The organism is Nonomuraea sp. NPDC050680, from assembly GCF_040654555.1.
Lineage (GTDB): Bacteria > Actinomycetota > Actinomycetes > Streptosporangiales > Streptosporangiaceae > Nonomuraea.
The window spans coordinates 33,359-56,317 of sequence record NZ_JBFAIF010000018.1 but is presented as its reverse complement, the minus strand read 5'-3'; the positions used below and the strand labels follow the sequence as shown (position 1 = coordinate 56,317).

Sequence of the window (22,959 nt, the reverse complement as noted above, 5' to 3'; positions counted from 1 at the left end):
CAGTGATCAGGAGCGTTGGCCGGCCTGGTTCACGATCTTGGCTTCGAGCTGGGCGGTCAGGCCCACCGTGCCCGCCTTGAAGGTCTCCTTGTTGCCGTCGGCCCACGTGTAGGTCCGGTCCTTCAGTCGCGTCGAGTTGGTGCCCAGGTAGCGGAAGGTCTCCGGGTCCAGGATCAGGTAGCTGCGTGCCTCGGTGTCGGCGAGGCTGAACGCCACGCCTCGCCGTCCGTCGGCGACGGGCACGTCCTGGGTCACCGTGATGCCCTTGAGCGTGGGCAGCGCGCGGAAGAGCGCGGCCCGTACATCGGGGGCGAGCCACTGCTCGGTTATGAGCTGGTTGATCTCCATGAAAAGCATCCCCGTCGGGACCTGGCCGTTCAGCTCCTGCGACCCCCGACGGTCTTCATCGAGGATGGCCGCCTTGATCTTGGCAATCACCCCGGCCGAGGTGACAGGGGGCTTGGCCAGCTCGGCGGGGTTCATGACCGCGCTGCCCTGGAACATCAACTTGCCGTCCTGGTACCAGGCCGACCGCTTGCCGTCCACGCTGGTCCACCGTTCCCAGGTGTCGCGCTGGTCTCGGTCGACGTCCCCTTCGACGCCGGTCAGCTGCAGTTCCTTGGTGTAGAGCCACTGGCCGGGGCCCGGGGCGGGGGTGGGGTCGGTCTCGGCCGCACGGGCGGCGCGCTCGCCCAGCTCGGCCACGCTGGCCACCGGTGTCATGTCCGGCTTGTCCCTGAGCGTCACGACGGTCCCGCCGACGATCAGGGCCAGCGCCGCAGCCACCGCGACCCGCCAGCTGAGCCTTCTCGCGCGGGTCGCGGTGGGCTTCCGTACGGCGTCCGGCCCGTGGATCGCCGCCATCAGCTGTGCCCTTGCCGCTTCTGCGGCTTCGACGGTCATCGCCGGGGTGTTCCGGCGAAACTCCTTGATCGCGTTCATCACAGCTCCTCGTCCCCGAGCACGTTCCTGGCCTTCTTCCGCGCCCGGTGCAGCCGTGACCGTACGGTCCCCACCGAGATGTCCAGCGCCCGCGCCACCTCCTCGTACGACATGTCCTCCCATGCCACCAGTAGCAGCACGTCCCGATATCCACGTGGCAACGACGCCAGCGCCCCCGCCAGCTCACGATCCCTGCCCTGCGCCGTCACCCGGCGCGTCACGGTGTCGGCCAACTCCTCCGGCAGAGGGTCCACCCCAGTACGACTCAGCGCCCGCAGCAGTCGCTCCTCCTGCCGTCGATGTCTGGCGATCAGCGTGGTGGCGATGCCGTACAGCCAGGGCCTGGCCAGCGCGAACGACGTGTCGTACGTCCCGCGCCTGCGGAAGGCCGCCAGGAACGTCTCGGCCACGATGTCGTCGGCGGCCTGCGTGCCGAGCCGCCGCGCCGCGTACAGGTGGATCTGCTTGGCGTAGCGGTCGAAAAGCGCGGCGAACTGCTCTGGGTCGTGCGCCGATCGGCGGATCAGTTCTCCGTCGTCGATCTCGACAGTCTCAGCACTCAACGCCTCTCCTCCGTGAGTAGGTATTTCACCGTGCTGTCTCCCGAAGGGCGTCCCCGAGTTCCCAAAGCGGCGGAGAATGTGACGTCGTCGCCCGTAGGCGGAAGGTCGGCCGGGTGTCGTCACCACAGCGCCTTCGAGGCCGATACCCTGGTAGAGCCATGAATCTGGTAAATCTCGAGTCTGTTTCCCATGCCTACGGGCCCAAACCGCTGCTCAACGACGTCTCCCTCGGGGTCGAGGTCGGCGAGCGCATAGGTGTCGTCGGACGTAACGGCGGCGGCAAGACCACACTGCTGTCGGTGATCGCGGCAGAGGTACGCCCGGACAGCGGCCGGGTCACCCATACCCGGGGGCTGCGGGTGGGCGTGCTGTCGCAGCATGACGCGCTCGATCCGGCGATGCCCATCCGGGAGATCGTGCTGGGTGAGAAGGCTGAGCACGAGTGGGCGGGAGATCAGGGCGTCCGCGAGATTCTCGGCAATCTCATCGGTGATCTCGATCTCGACGCCAAGCCGGGGGATCTGTCCGGTGGCGAGCGCCGGCGCACCGCGCTGGCCCAGCTGCTCATCGATGAGCACGACCTGATCATGCTCGACGAGCCGACGAACCATCTCGACATCGAGGCCATCGCCTGGCTGGCCGGTCATCTGGCCGGACGCAAGAGCGCGCTGGTGGTCGTGACGCACGACCGGTGGTTCCTCGACGCGGTCTCCACCAGGACCTGGGAGGTCGTGGACGGGCGGGTCGAGCGGTATGAGGGCGGTTACGCCGCTTACGTGCTCGCGAAGGCGGAGCGGGCGCGCATCGCCCAGGCCGCCGAAGAACGCCGCCAAAACCTGATGCGCAAGGAGATCGCCTGGCTGCGGCGCGGCCCGCCTGCTCGTACGTCGAAGCCGAAGTTCCGGATCGAGGCCGCGCAGGCGCTGATCGCCGACGAGCCGCCGGCGCGGGAGAGCGTGGAGCTGCTGAGGTTCGCGGCGGTTCGGCTCGGTAAGACCGTCTACGACCTCGAAGACGTCACCCTGCACGCCGGTGGCCCCGGCAGCGGGCCGCTGGTGCTCGACGACTGCACCTGGCAGTTCGGGCCGGGCGACCGGGTCGGGCTGATCGGCGTCAACGGCTCCGGCAAGTCGTCCGTACTCCGGCTGCTCGCCGACACGGTCCAGCAGGACTCGGGCCGGATGATCAGGGGCAAGACGGTACGCCTGGCACACCTGTCGCAGGAGCTGGCCGAGCTCGACCCCACCCGCCGGGTGCTGGAGACGGTCGAGGAGATCCGCAAGTACATCCAGGTCGGCAAAAAGGAGTGGTCCGCCTCCCAGCTGCTCGAACGCCTGGGCTTCAAGGGCGAGGCGCAGTGGAAGGTCGTCGGCGACCTGTCGGGTGGCGAGCGGCGGCGGCTGCAACTGCTCAGGCTCCTCATGGACGACCCCAACGTGCTGCTGCTCGACGAGCCGACCAACGATCTCGACATCGAGACGCTGAACGAGCTCGAAGACCTTCTCGACGGCTGGCCCGGCACCCTCATCCTGGTGAGCCACGACCGCTACTTCCTCGAACGTGTCACGGACAAGTGCGTGGCGCTCTTGGGCAACGGCAAGCTCTCCTTCCTTCCGGGAGGCGTGGACGAATACCTGGCCCGCCGAGCCCAAGGCACCGCCCTGACCGCGCGCACGAGCTCACCCCAGTCATCGGCTTCCGCACCGATCCAGCCCGCTGCCCCTCAGGAGGGCATGTCGGCCAAGGAAGAACGCGAGCTGCGCAAGGAGCTCAACCGCCTCGAACGCCAGCTCGACCGGCTGGGCGACCAGGAGGCCAAGCTCCACGCCGCGATGGCGGACGCGGCCAGCGACTACGCCAAACTGGGCTCCCTGGACACCCAGCTCAGGGACATCCTCGACCAGAAGGACACAGTCGAGGCCGAGTGGCTCGAACTCGCCGACCGTCTGAGCGACTGACCGCCTTGGCGTCTGACCGTCTGACCGTCTGAGCGACTGACCGTCTGAGCGACTGACCGCCTGAGCGGTCAGGAGTCAAACGGGGCGAGGAGGGTGCGGAGCAGGGCGGAGAGGGTGCGTTGGTCGGTCAAGGGCAGGCCGGCGAGGAGGTCGTGCTCGCGCCGCAGCAGCCCGGCGAACGCCGCGTCCACCCGCGCCAGCCCGCTCTCCGTCAGCGACACCAGCACCCCCCGCCGATCCTCCGGATCCGGCCGTCGCCGCACCAGGCCCGCCTGGGCGAGCCGGTCGATGCGGTTCGTCATCGTGCCCGACGTGACCAGGGTGGCCCGGATCAGGGCTCCAGGACTCAGCTCGTACGGCTTGCCCGCGCGCCGCAGCGCCGTCAGCACGTCGAACTCCCAAGGCTCCAGAGCGTGCTCGGCGAACGCCGCCCGCCTGGCCCGGTCGAGATGCTTGGCCAGCCGCGACACCCGCGACAGCACTTGAAGAGGCTCGACGTCGAGGTCCGGACGCTCTGTCCGCCAGGCCGCCACCAGCCGGTCTACCTCGTCCTGCGGCTCCTCGTTCATGACTCAGCCTTGCCATGAGATCGCCAGGTCGGGGGGAGCGCATCCTGCGTCATGGTCAGATTGTACTGTCTTGACATCGAGATACATATCTCGATATCAATTATCTCTATGTCGAGAGATATCTGGGATCCCACCATATACGCCAGGTACGCCGACGAGCGAGCACGCCCGTTCTTCGAGCTGACCGCCAGAATCGGTGCCGACAACCCTGATTATGTCGTGGACGCCGGCTGCGGCACCGGAGAACTCACCCTCGAACTCGCCCGCCGCTGGCCCCAGGCTACCGTGGAGGGCTTCGACGCCTCCCCAGCCATGATCACCAAGGCTCGCCAGCACCAGCAGCAGAGGTTCGCGGTCGCCGATGTCACGACATGGCGGCCCGACCGGCCGGTGGACGTGCTGGTCTCCAATGCCGTCCTGCAATGGGTGCCCACGCACCGCGACGTGCTGGAGCACTGGGTCGACGCGCTGAGCCCCGGCGGCTGGCTGGCCTTCCAGGTGCCCGGCAACTTCAACGCCCCCAGCCACGTGGCGATCCGCGAGCTCTGCGCCGCGCCCGCGTGGTTCGATCGGCTCGGTGACCTCAACCGAGGCCTTCCGGTGGACGACCCCATCGACTACGCCGACTTCCTGAGCGGCTGCCGGGTCGACGCCTGGGAGACGACATACGTCCATCTCCTCCAGAGCGACAACGGCGACAACGCGGTACTGAACTGGATCTCCGGCACCGCCCTGCGCCCGATCTTCGACCGGCTGGACCCCGACGAGCAGAAGAAGTTCACGGCCGAGCTGGGGCAGCGGCTCGACGAGGTCTATCCGGCCAGGCCGTACGGCACGCCGTTCCCGTTCCGGCGCGTCTTCGTGGTGGCGCAGAAATGATCGGCTACGTGGGGGCGCGGAAATGATCACCGGCCTGCATCACGTCCAGCTCGCCGCGCCGGCAGGGAGCGAGCCGCTGCTGAGGGAGTTCTACGGCGGAGTCCTCGGACTCCAGGAGGTGCCAAAACCGACTGAGCTGGACAAGCGTGGTGGCGTCTGGTTTCGTGGCCGGGGGGTTGAGGTGCATCTCGGCATCGAGGACGACTTCCGGCCAGCCAGGAAGGCGCACCCGGCGTTCCTGGTGGACGACCTCGGCGCCGTCAGCACAGAACCACCCGACGACCTCCTCCCCGGCTACCGCCGGATCTACCTCGTGGACCCCGTGGGGAACAGAATCGAGCTCCTCCAAGGCGTGTGAAGTTCGTCCAGCGGTGGCATGATTGTCCAAATCGGCCAAGGCTGTGAGGTGCTGTGGGCATCGAAATCGAGGACAAGTTCGACGTCCCCCCCGACTACGCGATACCCGACCTGAGCAAGCTGGCAGAGATCTCGGGCCCGAAGAGTTACCAGCTCGTGGCGCTCTACTACGACACGCCCGATCTGCGGCTGGCCACCCGGGGCATCACGCTCCGGCGAAGACGCGGCGGTGACGACGCCGGCTGGCATCTGAAGCTGCCCAAGGCCAAGGGCGTACGCCAGGAGATCACCCACCCGCTCACCCGGAGCACGAAGACGGTGCCCGCCGAGCTGGCCGAGCTCGTCCGCGCCTACACCCGCGGCGCCGGGCTCCAGGTGGTGGCCGAGCTCGACACGCGCCGGACCGTCACGCTGCTGCACGACGGCCCGACCGGGCTCGTCGAGATCGCCGACGACCGCGTCAAGGGCACGGTCTTCGGCGGCAAACCAGACGGCAAACCAGACGGCAAACCAGACGGCGGGCCAGACGGCGGGTCAGAAGGCGGGCCAGAAGGCAGCCCAGAAGGCGGGCCGCGGGTCGTGCGGTGGCGTGAGGTCGAGGCGGAGTTGCTGGAAGGCGACCAAGCCCTGCTCGCCAAGGTCGGTAAACGGCTCAGGAAGGCCGGCGCGACCCCGTCTGAGTCGGCCAGCAAGCTCGCCAGGCTCCTCGAACCGCCACCTGTCGCCCAGGCCCCCACGAAGGACGGCTCGGCCGGCCAGACCGTCATGGACTACCTGGCAGGCCAGGTGACGGCCCTCCTCTCACAAGATCCCCGAGTACGGCGAGCGGAACATGACGCCGTTCACCAGATGCGCGTCGCCTCCCGGCGGCTGCGGAGCGCGCTCAAGGCGTTCGGCGGCATCATCACCGGCACCAAGCGGGTCCAGGACGAGCTGCGCTGGCTGGGCACCGTGCTCGGCGAGGCGCGTGACCTGGAGGTGATCAGGGCCAGGTTCGCCCGCGAGCTGGCGGCGCTGGCCCCCGAGCTGGTCACCGGCCGCATCCTGGCCAGGCTCGGCGACGACCTGCACGCCCGCGAGCAGGAGGCGTACGAGCGCATCAAGGACACGCTCAGCGGCGAGCGCTACTACGCGCTGCTCGACGCCCTCGACACGTTGACGGCCAACCCGAAACTGACCAAGGCCGCGGCGGAGCCGGCGCACGACAAGCTCAGTGACGTGGCCGCCGAGAACTGGGACCGGGTGGCCAAGATCTACGACACCGCCCAGGCGATCTCGGACCTCGAACGCCGCGAGCTCGCCATGCACGACGTCCGCAAGGCGGCCAAACGCGCCCGCTACACCGCCGAGGCCCTCCAGCCCACGCTCGGCAAGAGCATGGTCAAGCTGGCCAAGCACGCCGCGGCCGTACAGGAGGTGCTCGGCACCCATCAGGACGGCGTGGTGGCGCAGGAGACGCTGGCCAAGGAGGCGGAGGCCGCGCGGCAGGCGGGTGAGGACACCTTCACGTACGGCCTGCTCATCGGCCTGGAACGTGGCGCGGCTGAGCGAGCACACGCGGACTTCCCCAAGGTCTGGGCCGAGACGGCGCGAGCCATTAGGAAACTACTATGAGTGGCTTACCAGTCATACCTTCGAACCCGTCATCTGGTGACTGTCAGGTCGGGTAACGCTCCACGCTGACGACCCGCTCGCCCAGCCGGTGCAGGACGGCGAACGCCCCCTTGCGCAGCTGCACGTCCTTGCCGCTGAGCGAGCGGATCAGGTCGGGCAGCACCTTGCCGTGGCTGGACACGGCCGCCGCCGTCCTGAGCTCCGCGACCAGCGCGGGCGTCTTGTCGGCGTCCTGGCCCTCCTCGCTGAGCAGCGGCTCGGTCCTGATGTCCCGGCCGTACGGCTGGAGCGTCTGAACGCATCGGAGACTGGGCGAGCTGACCAGGACCTCGGGACGGTAGGCGGGCAGCACCCGGGCGATGGTCTCCGCCTGGGCCCTGCCGTCCGCGTCGAGGGGGCGCAGGGCGTCATCACCCTTCCACGTCTGCCGGGAGCCCGCGGAGCCATGCCGTACCAGGACAAGGGGGACGGTGTCGAGCGGCGCCACCTCCAGTGAGTGGAGCAGGCCCGCGTCCCACTCCCAGGTCAGCAGCTCGCGGGCGCGGTCGAGCGGCAGCCAGCGCAGCTCGTCCACCTCGTCGCCGGGGGCGAACGCCGCGCTCTCACCCGTGGCCTGGGCCACCCAGTAGTCGACCCGCTTGAGTCTGTCCGTGATCAGGTAGTGGACGGGGGGCAGGGCGCGGCCGAGCGTCGTGACCAGGCCGGTCTCCTCGCGCACCTCGCGCAGCGCGGCGGCGATCACGTGCTCGCCCTGCTTCAGTTTGCCCTTGGGAAAGGTCCAGTCGTCGTAGGCCGGGCGGTGGATGACGGCCACCTCGGGGCGGCGCTCGTCACCACGCCACACCACGGCTCCGGCCGCGCGGAGCGGGTCAGTCATCAACGCTCCTCCAGCGGCGGGTGCCGATCAGAATGCTCTGCAGGTCCTCGCCCGGATGTCGCACCCAGGTGCCGTCGGAGTTCAGCAGCCACGCGCTCGTCGTGTCGGCGGTGGCGCGGTCCATCAGGTCGATCAGGTACGCCCGGTGCTGCTGGCTGGTCACCTTGACCAGGGCCTCGACCCGGCGTTCCAGGTTGCGGCGCATCAGGTCGGCGCTGCCGATCCACACCTCGGGCCGCCGGCCCAGGCCGAACTCGTAGATGCGGGAGTGTTCCAGGAAACGCCCGAGCACCGACCGTACGCGGATGTTCTCCGACAGGTCCGGGATACCAGGGCGGAGGGCGCAGATACCCCGAACCCACAGGTCCACCTTCACACCGGCCCGGGACGCCCGGTAGAGGGCGTCGATGAGCGGCTCGTCCACCAGGGAGTTCGTCTTGATCCTGATGCGCGCGGGGCGGCCCGCCTCCTGGTGCGCGATCTCCCGCTCGATCCTGGCCATCAGGCCGCCGCGCAACGAGTGCGGGGCGACGAGCAGCCTGCGGTAGGCCGAGTGGTTGGAGTAGCCGGTCAGGTGGATGAACAGGTCCGTGACGTCCTCGCCGACCAGCGGGTCCGCGGTGAGCAGGCCGATGTCCTCGTACTGCCTGGCCGTCTTGGGGTTGTAGTTGCCCGTTCCGATGTGGCAGTAGCGGCGCAGCTCGCCGGACGGCTCCTGCCGTACGACCAGGGCCAGCTTGCAGTGGGTCTTGAGCCCGACCACGCCGTAGACGACGTGGCAGCCGGCCTTCTCCAGCTTGCGCGCCCACTCGATGTTGGCGTGCTCGTCGAAGCGGGCCTTGATCTCCACCACCACGACGACCTGCTTGCCCGACTCGGCCGCGTCGATCAACGCGTCCACGATCGGGGACTCGCCGCTGGTCCGGTAGAGCGTCTGCTTGATCGCCAGGACGTTCGGGTCCTCGGCCGCCGCCTCGATGAAGCGCTGCACGCTGGTGGCGAACGAGTCGTACGGGTGGTGCAGGAGCACGTCCCGCTCGCGCAGCGCCGCGAAGATGTCGTCGTCGGCCAGCACGGCCTCGGCGGGAACGAACGGCCGGTAGCTCAGCTCGGCCCGGTCCAGGTCGGCGAGGGCGTGCAGCCCGGTCAGGTCGAGCGGCCCGGCGAGCTGGTAGATCTCGTGCGGCGCGACTTCGAGCTCCTCGACGAGCAGGTCGAGCACCTCGGGCGTGATGGTGTCCTCGACCTCCAGCCGCACGGCCGGGCCGAAGCGGCGGTTCTTCAGCTCCCGCTCCAGCGCCTGCATGAGGTTCTCGGTGATGTCCTCGTCCACGTCGAGGTCCTCGTTGCGGGTCACCCTGAAGGCGTGGTGCTGGACGATCTCCATGCCCTTGAAGAGCTGACCCAGATGGGCCGCGATGACATCCTCCAGCGGGACGAACCTGTCCTTGGAGGCGGTGACGAACCTCGGCAGCTGTGAAGGCACCTTGACCCGGGCGAACACGGTGTGATCGTCTACCGGATTCCGCACCAGGACCGCCAGATTCAGGCTGAGCCCCGAAATATAGGGAAATGGGTGCGCGGGGTCGACGGCCAGCGGCGTCAGCACCGGCCGGATCCGCTCCCTGAACAGCTTGCGCAGCTCCGTGCGCTCCTCGCGGCCCAGGTCGTCCCATCTGACGATCTCGATGCCCTCGGTGGCCAGCTGCGGGCAGACCTGCTCGTGGAAGACGGCCGCGTGCCGCTTGGCCAGCGTGTGGGAGATCGCGGCGATCCGGGCCAGCTCCTCGCGCGGCTTCAGCCCGCTCTTCGTCCTGAGCAGCAGTCCGGTGGCCATCCGCCGTTTCAGCCCGGCCACGCGTACCCGGAAGAACTCATCCAGGTTGCTGGCGAAGATGGCCAGGAAGCGCACGCGTTCGAGGAGGGGGAGGGAGGAGTCCTCAGCCAGTTCCAGGACGCGTTCGTTGAACTGTAGCCAGCTCTCCTCACGGTTGAGGAACCTCTCCTGTGGCAGAGGGAGGTCACTCTCGGGGTGAAGCGGTTCCGCGGACATATGAGAAATATGCCCCATTTGGTTGAACAGAACGTGAACTAAGCGGCAACGGCTTATTCCACCTGGTCAGCCTGCTCCAACCGAGTCGCGCGCTCGACCAGCCGGGCCTCCCGCTGGCGCAGCTTCTCCTCGCGCTCGCGGGCCTTCTCGGCCTCCTTCAGCAGCCGCTCGCGCTCCTTCAGCTCGCGGACCCTGGCCTTCTCAGCCTCTTTGAGCTCCCGCTGGCGGGCCTTCTCGGCCTCCTTGAGCTCCTTGTCGCGGGCCTTCTCCAGCTCGCGCAGTTCCTTCTCGCTGGCGCGCGGCGCGGCGACGACCGGCAGGGCGCGGCCGGTAGCGGTGATGGCCGGCTGCGGGTTGAGCCCGGTCAGGCCGTTCCAGGCCAGGTTCACCACATGGGCGGCGACCTCCTCGCGGCCCGGCTTGCGCACGTCGAGCCACCACTGGCCGGTCAGGGCCACCATGCCGACGAGCATCTGCGCGTACATCGGCGCCAGCTTGGGGTCGTAGCCGCGGGCCACGAACTCGTCGGCGAGTACGTCCTCGACCTGGCTGGCGATCTCGCTGATCAGGCTCGCGAACGTGCCCGTGCCCGAGGCGGCGTGCGAGTCGCGCACCAGGATGCGGAAGCCCTCGCTGCTCTCCTCGATGTAGTGGAGCAGTGCCAGGGCCGCCCGCTCCAGCTTGATCAGCGAGTGGGAGGCGGAGAGCGCCTCGGTGATCATGCTGAGCAGCTTCTGCATCTCCCGGTCGACCACGACCGCGTAGACGCCCTCCTTGCCGCCGAAGTGTTCGTAGACCACCGGCTTCGAGACCTGGGCCGTTGCCGCTATCTCCTCGATGGAGGTCCCGTCGAACCCCTTCTCCGCGAAGAGCGTGCGGCTGATCTGGATCAGCTGCTCTCTTCGCTCTCTGCCGGTCATGCGCCTGCGAGATCTGGGTTCGGTCACGGTTTCCATAATGGCGGTGCTCGAAGAAGAGCCCGTCATCAAAGGACCGGTCATCAAGGAGCCGGAATCAGCCAATGCGCTTCGCCGCCAGGCGCTCGGGAGTCGGCCAGCGCACGTCGTGGACCCAGCCGAGCCGCTCGAAGATCCGGATGACGCCGGCGCTGAGGTCGATCTGGCCCTTCAACGCGCCGTGCCTGGCGCAGGTGGGGTCGGAGTGGTGCAGGTTGTGCCACGACTCGCCGAAGGAGGGGATGGCCAGCCACCACACGTTGCGCGACTTGTCGCGGACCTGGAAGTCCTCCTCACCGAACACGTGGCAGATCGAGTTGATCGACCAGGTCACGTGGTGCAGCAGGCCGATGCGGACCAGCGAGCCCCAGAACAGCGCGGTCAGCGCGCCCTGCCAGGACCAGGTGACCAGACCGCCGAGGATGCCGGGCAGCAGGAGGGAGGTGAGGGCCAGCGGGCCGAACCACTTGTGCAGCTTGACGACGTCGTCGTCCTTGACCAGGTCGGGGGCGTACTTCTCGCGGTTGGTCCGGTCGGCGTCGAACATCCAGCCCATGTGCGCGTACAGCAGGCCCTTGGACAGCGACTTGAAGCCGGGCCCGAAGCGCCACGGCGAGTGCGGGTCGCCCTCCTTGTCGGAGAACTTGTGGTGCTTGCGGTGTGTGGCCACCCAGTCGAGCACGGACATCTCCAGCGAGAGGCTGCCCGCGATGCCCAGCGCGATCTTCAGGGGCCGCTTGGCCTTGAACGAGCCGTGCGTGAAGTAGCGGTGCAGACCGACGGTAACGCCGAGCCCGGTCACGACATAGAAGACGAACGCGATGACGATGTCGCTCCAGCCGAGACCCCATCCCCACGCGAACGGCACCGCGGCCACGATCGCGAGGAGGGGGAGCCCCACCACGAGGGCGAAGGTGACGAGTTCGGCCTTGGTCCGGGGCTCGGGTTCGACGTCGGGCTTCGGTCCGGGGGAGGTGCGCTCGGTGATAACGGTCATGGGCTACCTCTCACGACATGTATGAGGATGAATGTCCTGGCTACGCCACCGTAACCTACGCCATCGTAAGTTAGTAAGACCTAAGCGGCGAGTGTGGCGAAGGCGACTTCTGCCCTATGAGAGGAGTAGCTTCTCTACCTTGCGGCTTTTCGGGCGGTCTGTTATGTGGCGCGCGCGTGGGCCAAGGATCGGTATCGTAGGAGTGCGTCGGACGCTCAGGTGTCCGATTAGTCCCGGATCGTCTAATCGGCAGGACAAGTGGTTTTGGTCCACTTTGTAGGGGTTCGAGTCCTCTTCCGGGAGCTTGGGGGCACTCCCCGCCGCTAGAGCGCGAGTGTCGGTTGGGTATCCTCACGGTGTCGGGAGGGTGGCGGTGCGACAGCTGCCGCCCCGAACCGCCCAGCCACAGGGAGCCCCAGTCCGTGAGTGTGCCGCGCCCGGCCGCAGTCATCGTCCTCGCCGCAGGTGAGGGCACCCGGATGAAGAGCCAGACCCCCAAAGTCCTGCATGAGATGTGCGGCCGCGCCCTGGTCGATCACATGCTCACCGCCGCTCGCGACCTCGGTCCCGAACGGCTCATCGTCGTCATCGGCCATGCCTCCGAACGGGTCGGCGCGCACCTGGCGGAGACGAGCCCCGACGCGCGCGCCGTCGTCCAGCGTGAGCAGCGCGGCACCGGCCACGCCGTCCGCACCGTGCTCGAAGAGCTCGGCACGATCGCCGGCACCGTCCTCGTCACCTACGGAGACGTGCCGCTGCTGCGTACGGAGACCCTCGCCGAGCTGCTCCACCGGCACACGGGTGACGGCAACGCGGTCACCGTGCTGACGGCCGAGGTGCCCGACCCGACCGGCTACGGGCGCATCATCCGCGACCCCGGCGGCGCCGTCCTGGAGATCGTGGAGGAGAAGGACGCCAGCCCGGAGCAGCGTGCCATCACGGAGATGAACTCCGGCATCTACGCCTTCGACGGGTTGTTGCTCGCCGACGCCGTCAAACGGGTCTCGACCGATAATTCGCAGGGCGAGGAATACCTCACCGACGTGCTGTCCATCCTGAGGGAGGAGGGCCACCGGGTCGGCGCGCACATCGCCGCCGACTTCACCGAGGTCGAGGGCGTCAACGACCGGGTACAACTGGCCTTCGCCCGCAAGGTGCTCAACCAGCGGCTGCTCGACGGCCACATGCGCGCCGGAGTCACGATCATCGACCCGGCCAGCACGTGGATCGACGTCAGTGTCGAGATCGAGCCCGACGCGGTCGTCCACCCCGGCACGCAACTGCACGGCCATACCGTCATCGAGGCCGGAGCGGAGGTCGGGCCGGGCTCCACGCTCACCGACACCAAGGTCGGCGCGGGCGCGGTCGTGCGCAACGCGGTCTGCGACCACGCCGTGGTCGGCCCGGAAGCGAGCGTCGGTCCTTACGCCTATCTGCGCCCCGGCACCGTGCTCGGGCACAAGTCCAAGGCGGGCACGTTCGTCGAGATGAAGAACACCCAGGTCGGCGACCGGTCGAAGGTGCCGCACCTGTCGTACGCGGGCGACGCCACGATCGGCGAGGACGTCAACATCGGCGCGGCCGTGATCTTCGTCAACTACGACGGCGTCAACAAACATCGCAGTACGGTGCGCGACGGCGCGTTCGTCGGCTGCGACTCCATGCTCGTCGCCCCCGTGACCGTGGGCGACGGCGCGTACACCGCGGCCGGTTCGGTCATCGACGGCGACGTCCCCCCGGGGGCGATCGGCGTGGCCAGGGCGCGACAGCGCAACATCGAGAAATGGGTCTTGCGCAGGCGCGCGGGCACAAAGTCGGCTGCGGCGGCCGAAAAGGCGCTGGCCGAGCAGCAACAGCAGGAGAGTGGGGCATGACCGGGCTTGCCGAGGTCATCAGTAACAACCGCACCGTGATCACGAGACCGACGAAGGAGGTCTCATGACCAGCATCAAGCAGCCGGGCGAGAAGAACCTCATGCTCTTCTCCGGCCGGGCCTACCCGGAGCTCGCCGATGAGGTCGCCGAGCACGTCGGCGTCTCCCTCACCCCCACCAAGCTGATCGACTTCGCCAACGGCGAGATCTACGCCCGCTACCTCGAATCCGTCCGCGGCTGCGACGCTTTCGTGATCCAGAGCCACACCGGGCCCATCAACCAGTGGATCATGGAGCAGCTCATCATGGTCGACGCGCTGAAGCGGGCCTCCGCCAAGCGCATCACCGTGGTCATGCCGTTCTTCGGCTACGCCAGGCAGGACAAGAAGAGCCGCGGCCGCGAGCCGATCACGGCCCGGCTGATGGCCGACCTGTTCAAGACCGCGGGCGCCGACCGGCTCATGTCGATCGACCTGCACACCTCGCAGATCCAGGGCTTCTTCGACGGCCCGGTCGACCACCTGTTCGCCATGCCGGTGCTCGAGAGCTACCTGAAGAACCGGCTCGACCTGGCCAACACCACGGTCGTCTCGCCCGACACCGGCCGGGTCCGGCTGTCGGAGCGCTGGGCCGACACGCTCGGCACGCCGCTGGCCTTCATCCACAAGCGCCGCGACCTCGACGTGGCCAACTCGGTGAAGGTCAGCGAGGTCGTCGGCAAGGTGCGGGGACGCACCTGCGTGCTGATCGACGACATGATCGACACCGCGGGCACCATCTGCAAGGCCGCCGACGCCCTCTACGAGCAGGGCGCCACCAACGTGATCACCGCCGCCACCCACGCGGTGTTCTCCGATCCCGCGGTCGACCGGCTGAAGAACTCCCGGATCTCCGAGGTCATCGTCACCAACACCCTGCCGTTGTCCCAGGCCAACAGGTTCGACAAGCTCACCGTCCTGTCGATCGCGCCGCTGATCGCGCGCGCGATCACGGAGGTGTTCACCGACGGGTCGGTCACCAGCCTGTTCGAGGGTGACACCTGAGCCGGTAGACTTGGAGGATTGCGTTCGTAACGCCTTCCGCTAGGGCGGGTGAGGGGGAGCGCAAAACCCTGAAATGCATCCCTAGGAGATGTCGTGTCTGAAGTACGTATCGCCGCCGAGCCGCGCACCGCGTTCGGCAAGGGCGCCGCGCGCAAGATCCGCCGTGACAACAAGGTGCCCGCCGTCCTCTACGGCCACGGCACCGACACCCTGCACCTGACGCTGCCCGGCCACGAGGTGCTGCTCGCGCTCCGCACCGCCAACGTGCTGATCCACCTCAAGGGCGACAGCGTCGACGAGCTCGCGCTGCCCAAGGGCGTCCAGCGCGACCCGATCAAGGGCTTCGTCGAGCACGTCGACCTGCTCCTGGTCAAGCGGGGCGAGAAGGTCACGGTCGACATCCCGGTCACCACGGTCGGCGACGTCAACTCCGAGGGCCTGCTCGACCAGCAGCTCGTCTCCGTCTCGGTCGAGGCCGAGGCCACCCACATCCCGACGGGCGTCGAGGTCGACGTCGAGGGCCTGGTGATCGGCACGGTGATCACCGCCGCCGACCTCAAGCTGGCCAAGGGCACCACGCTGATCGCCGAGCCCGAGACCGTCATCCTCCAGGTCATCGCCAAGCCGGTCGAGGAGCCCACGGAGGCTGAGGCCGCCGAGGCTGAGGCCGCCGCCACGCTCACCGCGGAAGCCGGCGAGTAACACACCGCTGTTCGGCGACGGGGCAGCCGGCCGGCTGCCCCGTTTCGCTTGCGGGAGACAGGTTGAAGGAAGGCACATGGACCGCTGGTTGATCGTCGGGCTCGGCAATCCGGGCGCCGAATACGCCGGCAACAGGCACAACGCGGGCTTCATGGTGCTCGACGAGCTGGCCGCCAGGGCCGGCGGGCGGTTCAAGGCGCACCGGAGCCGGGCCGAGGTGCTGGAGTCCAGCCGCGCGGTGCTGGCCAAGCCGCTGACGTACATGAACCTGTCGGGTGGCCCGCTCAAGGCACTGTCCGACTTCTACAAGCTCGGCCCCGACCGGCTGATCGTGGTCCACGACGAACTCGACGTGCCCTACGGCGCGCTGCGCGCCAAGCTCGGCGGTGGTGACAACGGCCACAACGGGCTGAAGTCGATCAGCAAGGTGCTCGGCACCCGCGACTACCTGCGGGTCCGCTTCGGCATCGGGCGCCCGCCCGGCCGCATGGACCCGGCCGCCTACGTGCTCAAGGACTTCGCCACGGCCGAGCGCAAGGACCTGGCCTTCCTGGTCGACCGGGCGGCCGACGTGGTGGAGTCGCTGATGGAGCGTGGGCTCGAGACCACGCAGAACGAGTTCCACCGCGCCGATCTCCACATTTCCGGCCCTCCTCGCTGACCATCGCATAGAGGCGTTCGCGGTTTCCCGCGCCTCACTCAACGCTACGATCTGGTGACTGTCTGTTGATCAACGGTCACGTGGAGGATTCGTGCGCGACGGCGATGGGCTGCTGACCGCTGCCCGGTCCGGCCACGCCAGGTCCGGGCGGCTCAGTCCGCACCTGCCCCCCTGGATACGCGCCTACCGCGTGCGCGCCATGCTCGGCGATTTCCTGTGCGCGGGGGCGGCGTCCGGGTTCGCGTTCTTCGCCAGGTTCGGCGGTTTCACCGCCTACTCCGCGCCGTACCTCATGGTCAGCCTGGCCCTGCCGGCGCTGTGGATCTGCACGGTCGCCTTCAACCGGGCCTACGAGCCGCGCATGCTCGGCATCGGCTCCGAGGAGTTCCGCCGTGTCGTGCAGTGCGGTGTCGCACTGACCGCCGCGACGGCCATCGGCTCCTATGTGACCAAGACCGACATCGCCCGCGGCTACGTGGTCCTCGCCCTGCCGCTGGTGACACTCCTCACTCTTTTCTGCAGGTACGCCCTGCGCCGCTCGCTCCACCGGCGCCGGGCCGCGGGCGCGTGCATGCGCAAGGTGGTGGCCGTCGGGCACGCCTCCGCGATCGCCGAGCTGGTCCACCTGTTCCGCAGGGAGCCCTATCACGGCATGGAGGTCGTGGCCGCCTGCCTGCCCGACGACGCGCCCGGTGAGCGGGTCGGGGAGGTGCCGGTCGCGGGCGGCTTCAGCGACGTGTCGATCGTGGTCGACCAGTCCGGCGCCGACACCGTGGCCGTGCTGGCCTGCCCCGAGATGGACGGCCAGGCGCTACGGCGGCTGGCCTGGCGGCTGGAGCGCACCCGGACCGACCTGGTGGTCGCCCCGGCGCTGATGGACGTGGCGGGGCCGCGCACGATGATCCGGCCGGCCGCCGGGCTGCCGCTGCTGCACGTCGAGCACCCCGAGCTGGCGGGGGTCAGGCAACTGGTCAAGAACGGCTTCGACCGGGTGGTGGCCGCCCTGCTGCTGGTGTGCCTGGCTCCGCTGCTGGGCGGGCTGGCGCTGGCCGTACGCGTGAGCAGCCCCGGGGCGGCGCTGTTCAAGCAGATCAGGGTCGGCAAGGACGGCCGGCCCTTCATGATCGTGAAGTTCCGCACGATGCGGCGCGGCTCGGAGCAGCAGAAGATCACCCTCGTCAGCGACAATGACGGTGTGCTGTTCAAGGTTCGCAACGATCCCCGGGTCACGCCGCTCGGCACGCTGATGCGGCGGCACTCACTCGACGAGCTGCCGCAGCTCATCAACGTCGTGCTCGGGCACATGTCGCTGGTCGGGCCCCGTCCGCCGCTGCCGGAAGAGGTCGCCCGCTACGGCGATGACGTCCGCCGGAGGCTGCTGGTCCGGCCGGGGCTGACCGGTCTGTGGCAGGTCAGTGGAAGATCCGACTTGTCCTGGGAGGAATCCGTCCGCCTCGACCTGCGTTACGTGGAGAACTGGTCTCTCATGCTGGATCTACAGATTCTTTGGAAAACCTGGTCGGCCGTCGCCCGCGGGCAAGGAGCTTATTGATGACGATTCGGGACGACCATGCCCTCGCTGCCGATCTGGCGACGGAGGCTGGCGAGCGATTGCTGGAGGTTCGCAGGCGGTCCGGTTTCGCCGACGCGTCCGCGTTGCGGGCCGAGGGTGACCGCAGCGCGCACGTCTTCCTGATGGAGTCGCTGGCCCGGCTGCGGCCGAGCGACTGCGTGCTCTCCGAGGAGGCCACTCGCGAAGAACGCCTCGACCCGCGCAGGCAGAGCGCCTCACGGGTGTGGATCGTCGACCCGCTCGACGGCACCCGTGAGTTCGCCGAAGAGGGCCGGGCCGACTGGGCCGTCCACGTGGCGCTCTGGGAGCGGGGCGCGCTGAGCGCGGGCGCGGTGGCGCTGCCCGCGCAGGGGCGCACGCTCACCACCGCCGAGCCGCCCACGCTGCCCACCTTCGACCCTGCCTTGAACAAAGGCCGGTTCCGCATCGCGGTCAGCCGCACCAGGCCGCCCGAGTTCGTGCAGAAACTGGCCTATCTGGTCGGCGCCGATCTCGTGCCGATCGGCTCGGCGGGGGCGAAGATCTCCGCCGTGCTCACCGGTGAGGTCGAGGCGTACGTGCACGCCGGCGGCCAGTACGAGTGGGATTCGGCCGCGCCCGTCGCCGTCGCGCAGGCGGCCGGGGCCCACGCCAGCCGCATCGACGGCTCGCCGCTGACCTACAACCAAGCCGACCCCTCACTACCGGATATCCTTGTTTCCCTACCTGACTTGGCGTCTGCCCTGCTCGCCGGGATTCGGGACCTGCATCGCTGAAGGCCGGAGGAAACCCCTATGCTCCAGCGCGACTACACGACGTCGCAGCTCGACGTACTCGAAGCCGAGGCCATCCACATCATGCGTGAGGTGGCGGCGGAGTTCGAGCGCCCCTGTCTGCTCTTCTCGGGCGGCAAGGACTCCATCGTCATGCTGCGGATCGCCGAGAAGGCGTTCTGGCCGGCACCGATCCCGTTCCCGCTGATGCATGTCGACACCGGCCACAACTTCGACGAGGTCATCGAGTTCCGTGACCGCCGTTCCCAGGAGCTGGGTGCCCGGCTGATCGTGGCCAGCGTGCAGGATTCGATCGACGCCGGGCGTGTGGTCGAGGAGACGGGCCGCCGCGCCTCGCGCAACCGTCTGCAGACCACCACGCTGCTCGACGCGATCGAGGAGCAGGAGTTCGACGCAGTCTTCGGCGGTGCCCGGCGCGATGAGGAGAAGGCCCGCGCCAAGGAGCGGGTGTTCTCCTTCCGCGACGACTTCGGCCAGTGGGACCCCAAGAACCAGCGCCCCGAGCTGTGGAACCTCTACAACGCGCGGATTCGCAAGGGTGAGCACATCCGGGTGTTCCCGCTGTCCAACTGGACCGAGCTCGACATCTGGGACTACATCCGGCGCGAGGGCATCGAGATCCCCTCCATCTACTTCTCCCACACCCGCAAGGTCTTCGAGCGTGACGGCATGCTGCTGCCCGACTCCGAGGTCGTCAAGCGGGGCGATGACGAGCCGCTGTTCGAGGCGGTGGTGCGTTATCGCACGGTGGGCGACATGACCTGCACCGGGGCCGTGCAGTCCGCGGCCGCCACGGTGGAGGAGATCATCGAGGAGATCGCGGTCACCCGGATCACCGAGCGCGGGGCCACCAGGGCCGACGACCGCGCCTCGGAGGCCGCCATGGAGGATCGCAAGCGGGAAGGCTACTTCTAAACCCATGGACATTCTGCGTTTCGCCACGGCGGGAAGTGTCGACGACGGCAAGTCCACTCTGATCGGCCGCCTGCTCTTCGACTCCAAGGCGATCTTCGAGGACCAGCTGGAGGCGGTCGAGCGCACCTCGCGCGACCGCGGCACCGAATACACCGACCTGTCGCTGCTCACCGACGGCCTGAGGGCCGAGCGGGAGCAGGGCATCACGATCGACGTGGCCTACCGCTACTTCGCGACGCCGCGCCGCAAGTTCATCATCGCCGACACGCCCGGGCACATCCAGTACACCCGCAACATGGTCACCGGCGCCTCCACCGCCGACCTGGCGATCATCCTCATCGACGCGCGCAAGGGCGTCCTTGAGCAGTCGAGGCGGCACGCCTTCCTGACCACGCTCCTGCGGGTGCCCCACCTGGTCCTGGCCGTCAACAAGATGGACCTGGTCGACTACTCCGAGGAACGCTTCGAGGAGATCCGCGAGGAGTTCACGGCCTTCGCCTCGAAGCTCAACGTGGCCGACCTGACGTTCATCCCCATCTCGGCGCTCAACGGCGACAACGTGGTCTCGCGGTCCGAGAACATGCCCTGGTACCACGGCTCGTCCCTGCTGCACCACCTGGAGAACGTCCACATCGCCTCCGACCGCAACCTGGTCGACGTGCGCTTCCCCGTCCAATACGTGATCCGCCCGCAGCGGGCCACCGACCACGCCTTCCACGACTACCGCGGCTACGCGGGGCAGGTGGCGGGCGGCGTGCTCAAGCCCGGCGACGAGGTCGTCCACCTTCCCTCGGGCCTGGCCACCCGGATCGCCTCGATCGACACCTTCGACGGGCCGGTGGAGGAGGCCTTCCCGCCCATGTCGGTGACGCTCCGCTTCGAGGACGACATCGACATCTCGCGCGGCGACATGATCGCCCGGCCCAACAACCAGCCGCAGGTGGCGCAGGAGATCGACGCCATGGTCTGCTGGATGGCCGACGCTGTGAAGCTGGCGCCGCGCTCCAAGCTCATGATCAAGCACACGACGCGGACCGCTCGGGCGCTCGTCCGCGACCTGCACTATCGGCTCGACGTCAACACGCTGCACCGCGACGAGACGGCCACCTCGCTGTCGCTCAACGAGATCGGACGGGTGTCGTTGCGGATCACCCAGCCGCTGTTCGTGGACGACTACTCGCGTAACCGGCTGACCGGTGGATTCATCCTGGTGGACGAGTCCACGAACGGGACTGTCGGAGCCGGCATGATCATGGACCTGAGGTAGCCGACTGATTCGTGGCGGGCGTCCGGCGGGCCGGGCGCCCGCCACGGCGCGCCCGGCGCTGGAGGTCGGCGCAGGCGTCCGGCGAGCTGGGCGCCCGTTGTCGCGGGGTTGGCGCGGGCGTGGGCCTGGCGCCCGCAGCGGCGTGCCCGTGGCTGAGAGGTCGGCGCAGGTGGCTTCGGGTCTTAGGTAGATCCTTTGTCGTTTCGCGGATGGGATGATTACTCTCCGCGCTAGCCTCTCCACGTTCCGTATCCATGACGTGAAGGCCATTCCCCCGTGACGCACCGTTCGACCGCCTTCCGGGTGGTCTACCTGGGCGGCCTCGGCCGTAGCGGCACCACGCTGCTCGAGAGACTGCTCGGCGAGATTCCCGGCGTGGCACCCCTCGGCGAGGTCGTACACCTCTGGGCCCGAGGCGTGCTGGCCGGCGAGCCCTGTGGCTGCGGCGAGCCCTTCCCGGCCTGTGCGTTCTGGCGCGAGGTCGGTGAGGCCGCGTTCGGCGGATGGACGCGGGCCCTGGCCGAACGGGTCCTCACCCTGCGACACCGCGTCGATCGCACCCGCAGGATCCCCCGCATCGCCCACCCGGAGCTGGCGGAGTACGCCGGCACCTACCAGCGCCTGTACGCCGCCGCCGCCGAGACCGCCGGCGCGAGAGTCGTGATCGACTCCGGCAAACACGCCTCCCTGGCCTTCTGCCTGGCGGCGGCCGGGGTGGACGTACATGTGGTCCACGTGGTCAGAGACCCGCGGGCCGTCGCCCATTCCTGGCGCAAGACCGTCGAACGCCCCGAGGACGGCCGCCCGATGACCCGCTGGGGCCCCGCCCGTACGGCCGCCCACTGGACGGCCCAGAACCTCGCCCTGGACCTCCTCGCCACTCGCGGGGTCCCGGTGACGAGGCTGCGCTACGAGGACCTCCTGGCCGACCCAGCGGCCGCTCTGGCGACCTTGGCCGACATCCTGGGCCTGGGTACGGCGCTGCCGTTCCTGACCGGCACGACCGCCCACCTGACCACCGCCCACACCGCCTCGGGCAACCCCATGCGCTTCACCGTCGGCCCGGTCGAACTGCGACGGGACGACTCGTGGCACTCCGGCCTCCCACGCCACCACCGGCACCTGGTGACGGCACTCACCTGGCCGCTCAGGTCGCGGTACGGCTATGGGGAGGCGGCGGCATGAGCCAGTCTCGCGTGGTCGGGCTTCGTGCGGTCGGGCCTCGGGTGGCCGGGTCCTGTGTGGTCGGGTCTCGTGCGGTCGGGCCTCGGGTAGTCGGGTCCTGTGCGGACGAGCCTCGTGTGGTCGGGCGTCGTGTGGTCGGACCTCGTGAATCGGTTGCCGACGCCGCGGCGTGGGCCGTACCTCTCGAAGTGGGGGTCGCATGAGTGCGTCCGTCGGCGTGGTGATCCCCACGCGGGGAGACCGGCCCGAACAGCTGCGGGCGGCCGCCCGAGCCGTCCTGACCCAGGACTACACCGGCCGGATCTCGCTGGTCATCGTCGTCGACGGTGGCGATCCCGCCGCCGTCGCCGAGCAGGTGGCCGATGCGGTGACGCCGGGCGCCGCCACGAACGCCCGCCACCGCGTGCTCGTCGTGCCCAACGCCCTCAGCGCCGGGCTGCCGGGCGCGCGCAACACCGGCATCTCCGCGTGCGACACCGATCTGATCGCCTTCTGCGACGACGACGACGTGTGGCTGCCGGGCAAGCTCGCCGCGCAGCAACAGGCGATCGAGGATGGCGCCGAGTTCGTGAGTTGCGGCATCGAGATCGAGTACGGCCTACGCCGGGTGCCGAGGCTCGCGGGCAGCGAGACGGTCACGGCGGCCGACCTGGTGCGTTCGCGCATGGTGATGGTGCACTCGTCGACGTTCTTGTTCAAGCGTGGGGCCCTGTGGGTGGACGAGAGCGCCCCGGCCGGCCAGAACGAAGACTGGGACCTGGCCCTGCGCGCGGCCAAGCGGCATCCAATCGCGAATGTCGATCGACCACTTGTACGTATCCGTTGGGGCAATTCCCACTATGTCGCCTGCTGGGCCGACCGCATCGCCGGGCTGGAGTGGATGCTCGCCCGACACCCCGAACTGGCCGTGGATCCGCGCGGCGCGGCGCGGGTCTACGGCCAGCTCGCCTTCCACCACGCCGCGCTGGGGCGGCGTCGGGAGGCCGGTCGCTGGGCCCTGCGTACGTTCGCCGAGCGCATCGGCGAGCCACGCGCCCCGATCGCCCTCGCCGTCGCCGCCGGACTGATCTCCGCGCCGGCGGTGCTCGCCCTGCTCCACGATCGGGGGCACGGCATTTGAGCGTCGTCACGGTGGGTCCTGTCACGGTGGTCTCCATCACGGGGGTCCTGTCACGGTGGGCGTGGTCTTGGCGTGCGTGGTC

Annotated in this window: 21 protein-coding genes and 1 tRNA gene; 15 read left to right on the top strand and 7 right to left on the bottom strand. The window is 68.8% G+C overall.

Going from position 1 to position 22,959, the window contains the following annotated elements; translation table 11 throughout:
• Positions 1-6: 6 nt before the first annotated feature.
• Together AB0H88_RS39675 and AB0H88_RS39670 are read right to left on the bottom strand one after the other, a co-directional pair.
• Positions 7-942, bottom strand: a complete 936-nt coding sequence (locus AB0H88_RS39675) for a CU044_5270 family protein (RefSeq protein ID WP_357653723.1) — start codon at positions 940-942, stop codon at positions 7-9.
• Positions 942-1,505 (bottom strand): RNA polymerase sigma factor, encoded by a 564-nt coding sequence (locus AB0H88_RS39670; protein ID WP_357653722.1) that lies wholly within the window; start codon positions 1,503-1,505, stop codon positions 942-944. The genes AB0H88_RS39675 and AB0H88_RS39670 overlap by 1 nt, the downstream gene beginning before the upstream one ends.
• Positions 1,506-1,663: 158 nt before the next feature.
• On the opposite strand from AB0H88_RS39670, the gene AB0H88_RS39665 reads away from it, so the two are divergent.
• Positions 1,664-3,463, top strand: a complete 1,800-nt coding sequence (locus tag AB0H88_RS39665) for an ABC-F family ATP-binding cassette domain-containing protein (protein ID WP_357653721.1) — start codon at positions 1,664-1,666, stop codon at positions 3,461-3,463.
• Between the two features lie 68 nt (positions 3,464-3,531).
• Here the strand turns inward: AB0H88_RS39665 and AB0H88_RS39660 are convergent, their stop codons facing one another.
• Entirely contained in the window at positions 3,532-4,032 is a 501-nt protein-coding gene (locus AB0H88_RS39660; RefSeq protein ID WP_357653720.1) for a MarR family transcriptional regulator, read from the bottom strand.
• Positions 4,033-4,140: 108 nt separating this feature from the next.
• Between AB0H88_RS39660 and AB0H88_RS39655 the strand changes: the two genes are divergently transcribed.
• Genes AB0H88_RS39655 through AB0H88_RS39645 form a run of 3 tightly spaced genes read left to right on the top strand, consistent with a single transcriptional unit; the run spans position 4,141 to position 6,882 of the window.
• A complete protein-coding gene (locus AB0H88_RS39655) occupies positions 4,141-4,911 on the top strand; it encodes a trans-aconitate 2-methyltransferase (protein ID WP_357653719.1) in 771 nt (256 codons plus the stop codon).
• 22 nt (positions 4,912-4,933) lie between these two features.
• Complete coding sequence (locus tag AB0H88_RS39650) at positions 4,934-5,269, top strand: glyoxalase (protein ID WP_357653718.1); 336 nt, start codon at positions 4,934-4,936, stop codon at positions 5,267-5,269.
• Between the two features lie 53 nt (positions 5,270-5,322).
• Complete coding sequence (locus AB0H88_RS39645; RefSeq protein WP_357653717.1) at positions 5,323-6,882, top strand: CYTH and CHAD domain-containing protein; 1,560 nt, start codon at positions 5,323-5,325, stop codon at positions 6,880-6,882.
• A gap of 43 nt (positions 6,883-6,925) precedes the next feature.
• Here the strand turns inward: AB0H88_RS39645 and AB0H88_RS39640 are convergent, their stop codons facing one another.
• The 4 genes from AB0H88_RS39640 to AB0H88_RS39625 form a co-directional block, all read right to left on the bottom strand.
• Positions 6,926-7,759, bottom strand: coding sequence for an NUDIX hydrolase (locus AB0H88_RS39640; RefSeq protein ID WP_357653716.1), 834 nt, complete (start codon positions 7,757-7,759; stop codon positions 6,926-6,928).
• Positions 7,752-9,812: an RNA degradosome polyphosphate kinase gene (locus AB0H88_RS39635; protein WP_357653715.1), complete on the bottom strand. Its 2,061-nt coding sequence runs from the start codon at positions 9,810-9,812 to the stop codon at positions 7,752-7,754. The genes AB0H88_RS39640 and AB0H88_RS39635 overlap by 8 nt, the downstream gene beginning before the upstream one ends.
• Before the next feature lie 53 nt (positions 9,813-9,865).
• Positions 9,866-10,732 carry a TetR family transcriptional regulator gene (locus AB0H88_RS39630; protein ID WP_357653833.1) on the bottom strand — a complete coding sequence of 289 codons (867 nt, stop codon included), beginning with the start codon at positions 10,730-10,732 and terminating at the stop codon, positions 9,866-9,868.
• Positions 10,733-10,826: 94 nt separating this feature from the next.
• Positions 10,827-11,765, bottom strand: coding sequence for an acyl-CoA desaturase (locus tag AB0H88_RS39625; RefSeq protein WP_357653714.1), 939 nt, complete (start codon positions 11,763-11,765; stop codon positions 10,827-10,829).
• 231 nt (positions 11,766-11,996) lie between these two features.
• Here AB0H88_RS39625 and AB0H88_RS39620 point away from each other — a divergent pair.
• The 11 genes from AB0H88_RS39620 to AB0H88_RS39570 all read left to right on the top strand — a co-directional run bounded on the left by AB0H88_RS39620 (position 11,997) and on the right by AB0H88_RS39570 (position 22,877).
• A tRNA-Gln gene (locus tag AB0H88_RS39620) sits at positions 11,997-12,068 on the top strand.
• Between the two features lie 119 nt (positions 12,069-12,187).
• Positions 12,188-13,639, top strand: a complete 1,452-nt coding sequence (glmU, locus tag AB0H88_RS39615; protein ID WP_357653713.1) for a bifunctional UDP-N-acetylglucosamine diphosphorylase/glucosamine-1-phosphate N-acetyltransferase GlmU — start codon at positions 12,188-12,190, stop codon at positions 13,637-13,639.
• Positions 13,640-13,703: 64 nt separating this feature from the next.
• A complete protein-coding gene (locus AB0H88_RS39610; protein ID WP_357653712.1) occupies positions 13,704-14,681 on the top strand; it encodes a ribose-phosphate diphosphokinase in 978 nt (325 codons plus the stop codon).
• A gap of 93 nt (positions 14,682-14,774) precedes the next feature.
• Positions 14,775-15,383, top strand: coding sequence for a 50S ribosomal protein L25/general stress protein Ctc (locus AB0H88_RS39605; RefSeq protein ID WP_357653711.1), 609 nt, complete (start codon positions 14,775-14,777; stop codon positions 15,381-15,383).
• A 76-nt stretch (positions 15,384-15,459) separates the two neighbouring features.
• Entirely contained in the window at positions 15,460-16,044 is a 585-nt protein-coding gene (pth, locus tag AB0H88_RS39600) for an aminoacyl-tRNA hydrolase (RefSeq protein ID WP_357653710.1), read from the top strand.
• Between the two features lie 199 nt (positions 16,045-16,243).
• The gene (locus AB0H88_RS39595) at positions 16,244-17,596 is read left to right on the top strand and encodes a sugar transferase (RefSeq protein ID WP_357653832.1); all 1,353 of its coding nucleotides are present in this window, start codon (positions 16,244-16,246) and stop codon (positions 17,594-17,596) included.
• The gene (locus AB0H88_RS39590) at positions 17,596-18,372 is read left to right on the top strand and encodes a 3'(2'),5'-bisphosphate nucleotidase CysQ (protein ID WP_357653709.1); all 777 of its coding nucleotides are present in this window, start codon (positions 17,596-17,598) and stop codon (positions 18,370-18,372) included. Before AB0H88_RS39595 ends, AB0H88_RS39590 begins: the two co-directional genes overlap by 1 nt.
• A gap of 18 nt (positions 18,373-18,390) precedes the next feature.
• Entirely contained in the window at positions 18,391-19,305 is a 915-nt protein-coding gene (cysD, locus tag AB0H88_RS39585) for a sulfate adenylyltransferase subunit CysD (protein WP_357653708.1), read from the top strand.
• A 4-nt stretch (positions 19,306-19,309) separates the two neighbouring features.
• The gene (cysN, locus tag AB0H88_RS39580; protein ID WP_357653707.1) at positions 19,310-20,572 is read left to right on the top strand and encodes a sulfate adenylyltransferase subunit CysN; all 1,263 of its coding nucleotides are present in this window, start codon (positions 19,310-19,312) and stop codon (positions 20,570-20,572) included.
• Positions 20,573-20,848: 276 nt separating this feature from the next.
• Positions 20,849-21,757 (top strand): sulfotransferase, encoded by a 909-nt coding sequence (locus AB0H88_RS39575; protein ID WP_357653706.1) that lies wholly within the window; start codon positions 20,849-20,851, stop codon positions 21,755-21,757.
• A 199-nt stretch (positions 21,758-21,956) separates the two neighbouring features.
• Entirely contained in the window at positions 21,957-22,877 is a 921-nt protein-coding gene (locus tag AB0H88_RS39570) for a glycosyltransferase family 2 protein (RefSeq protein ID WP_357653705.1), read from the top strand.
• The last annotated feature ends 82 nt before the right edge of the window (positions 22,878-22,959 follow it).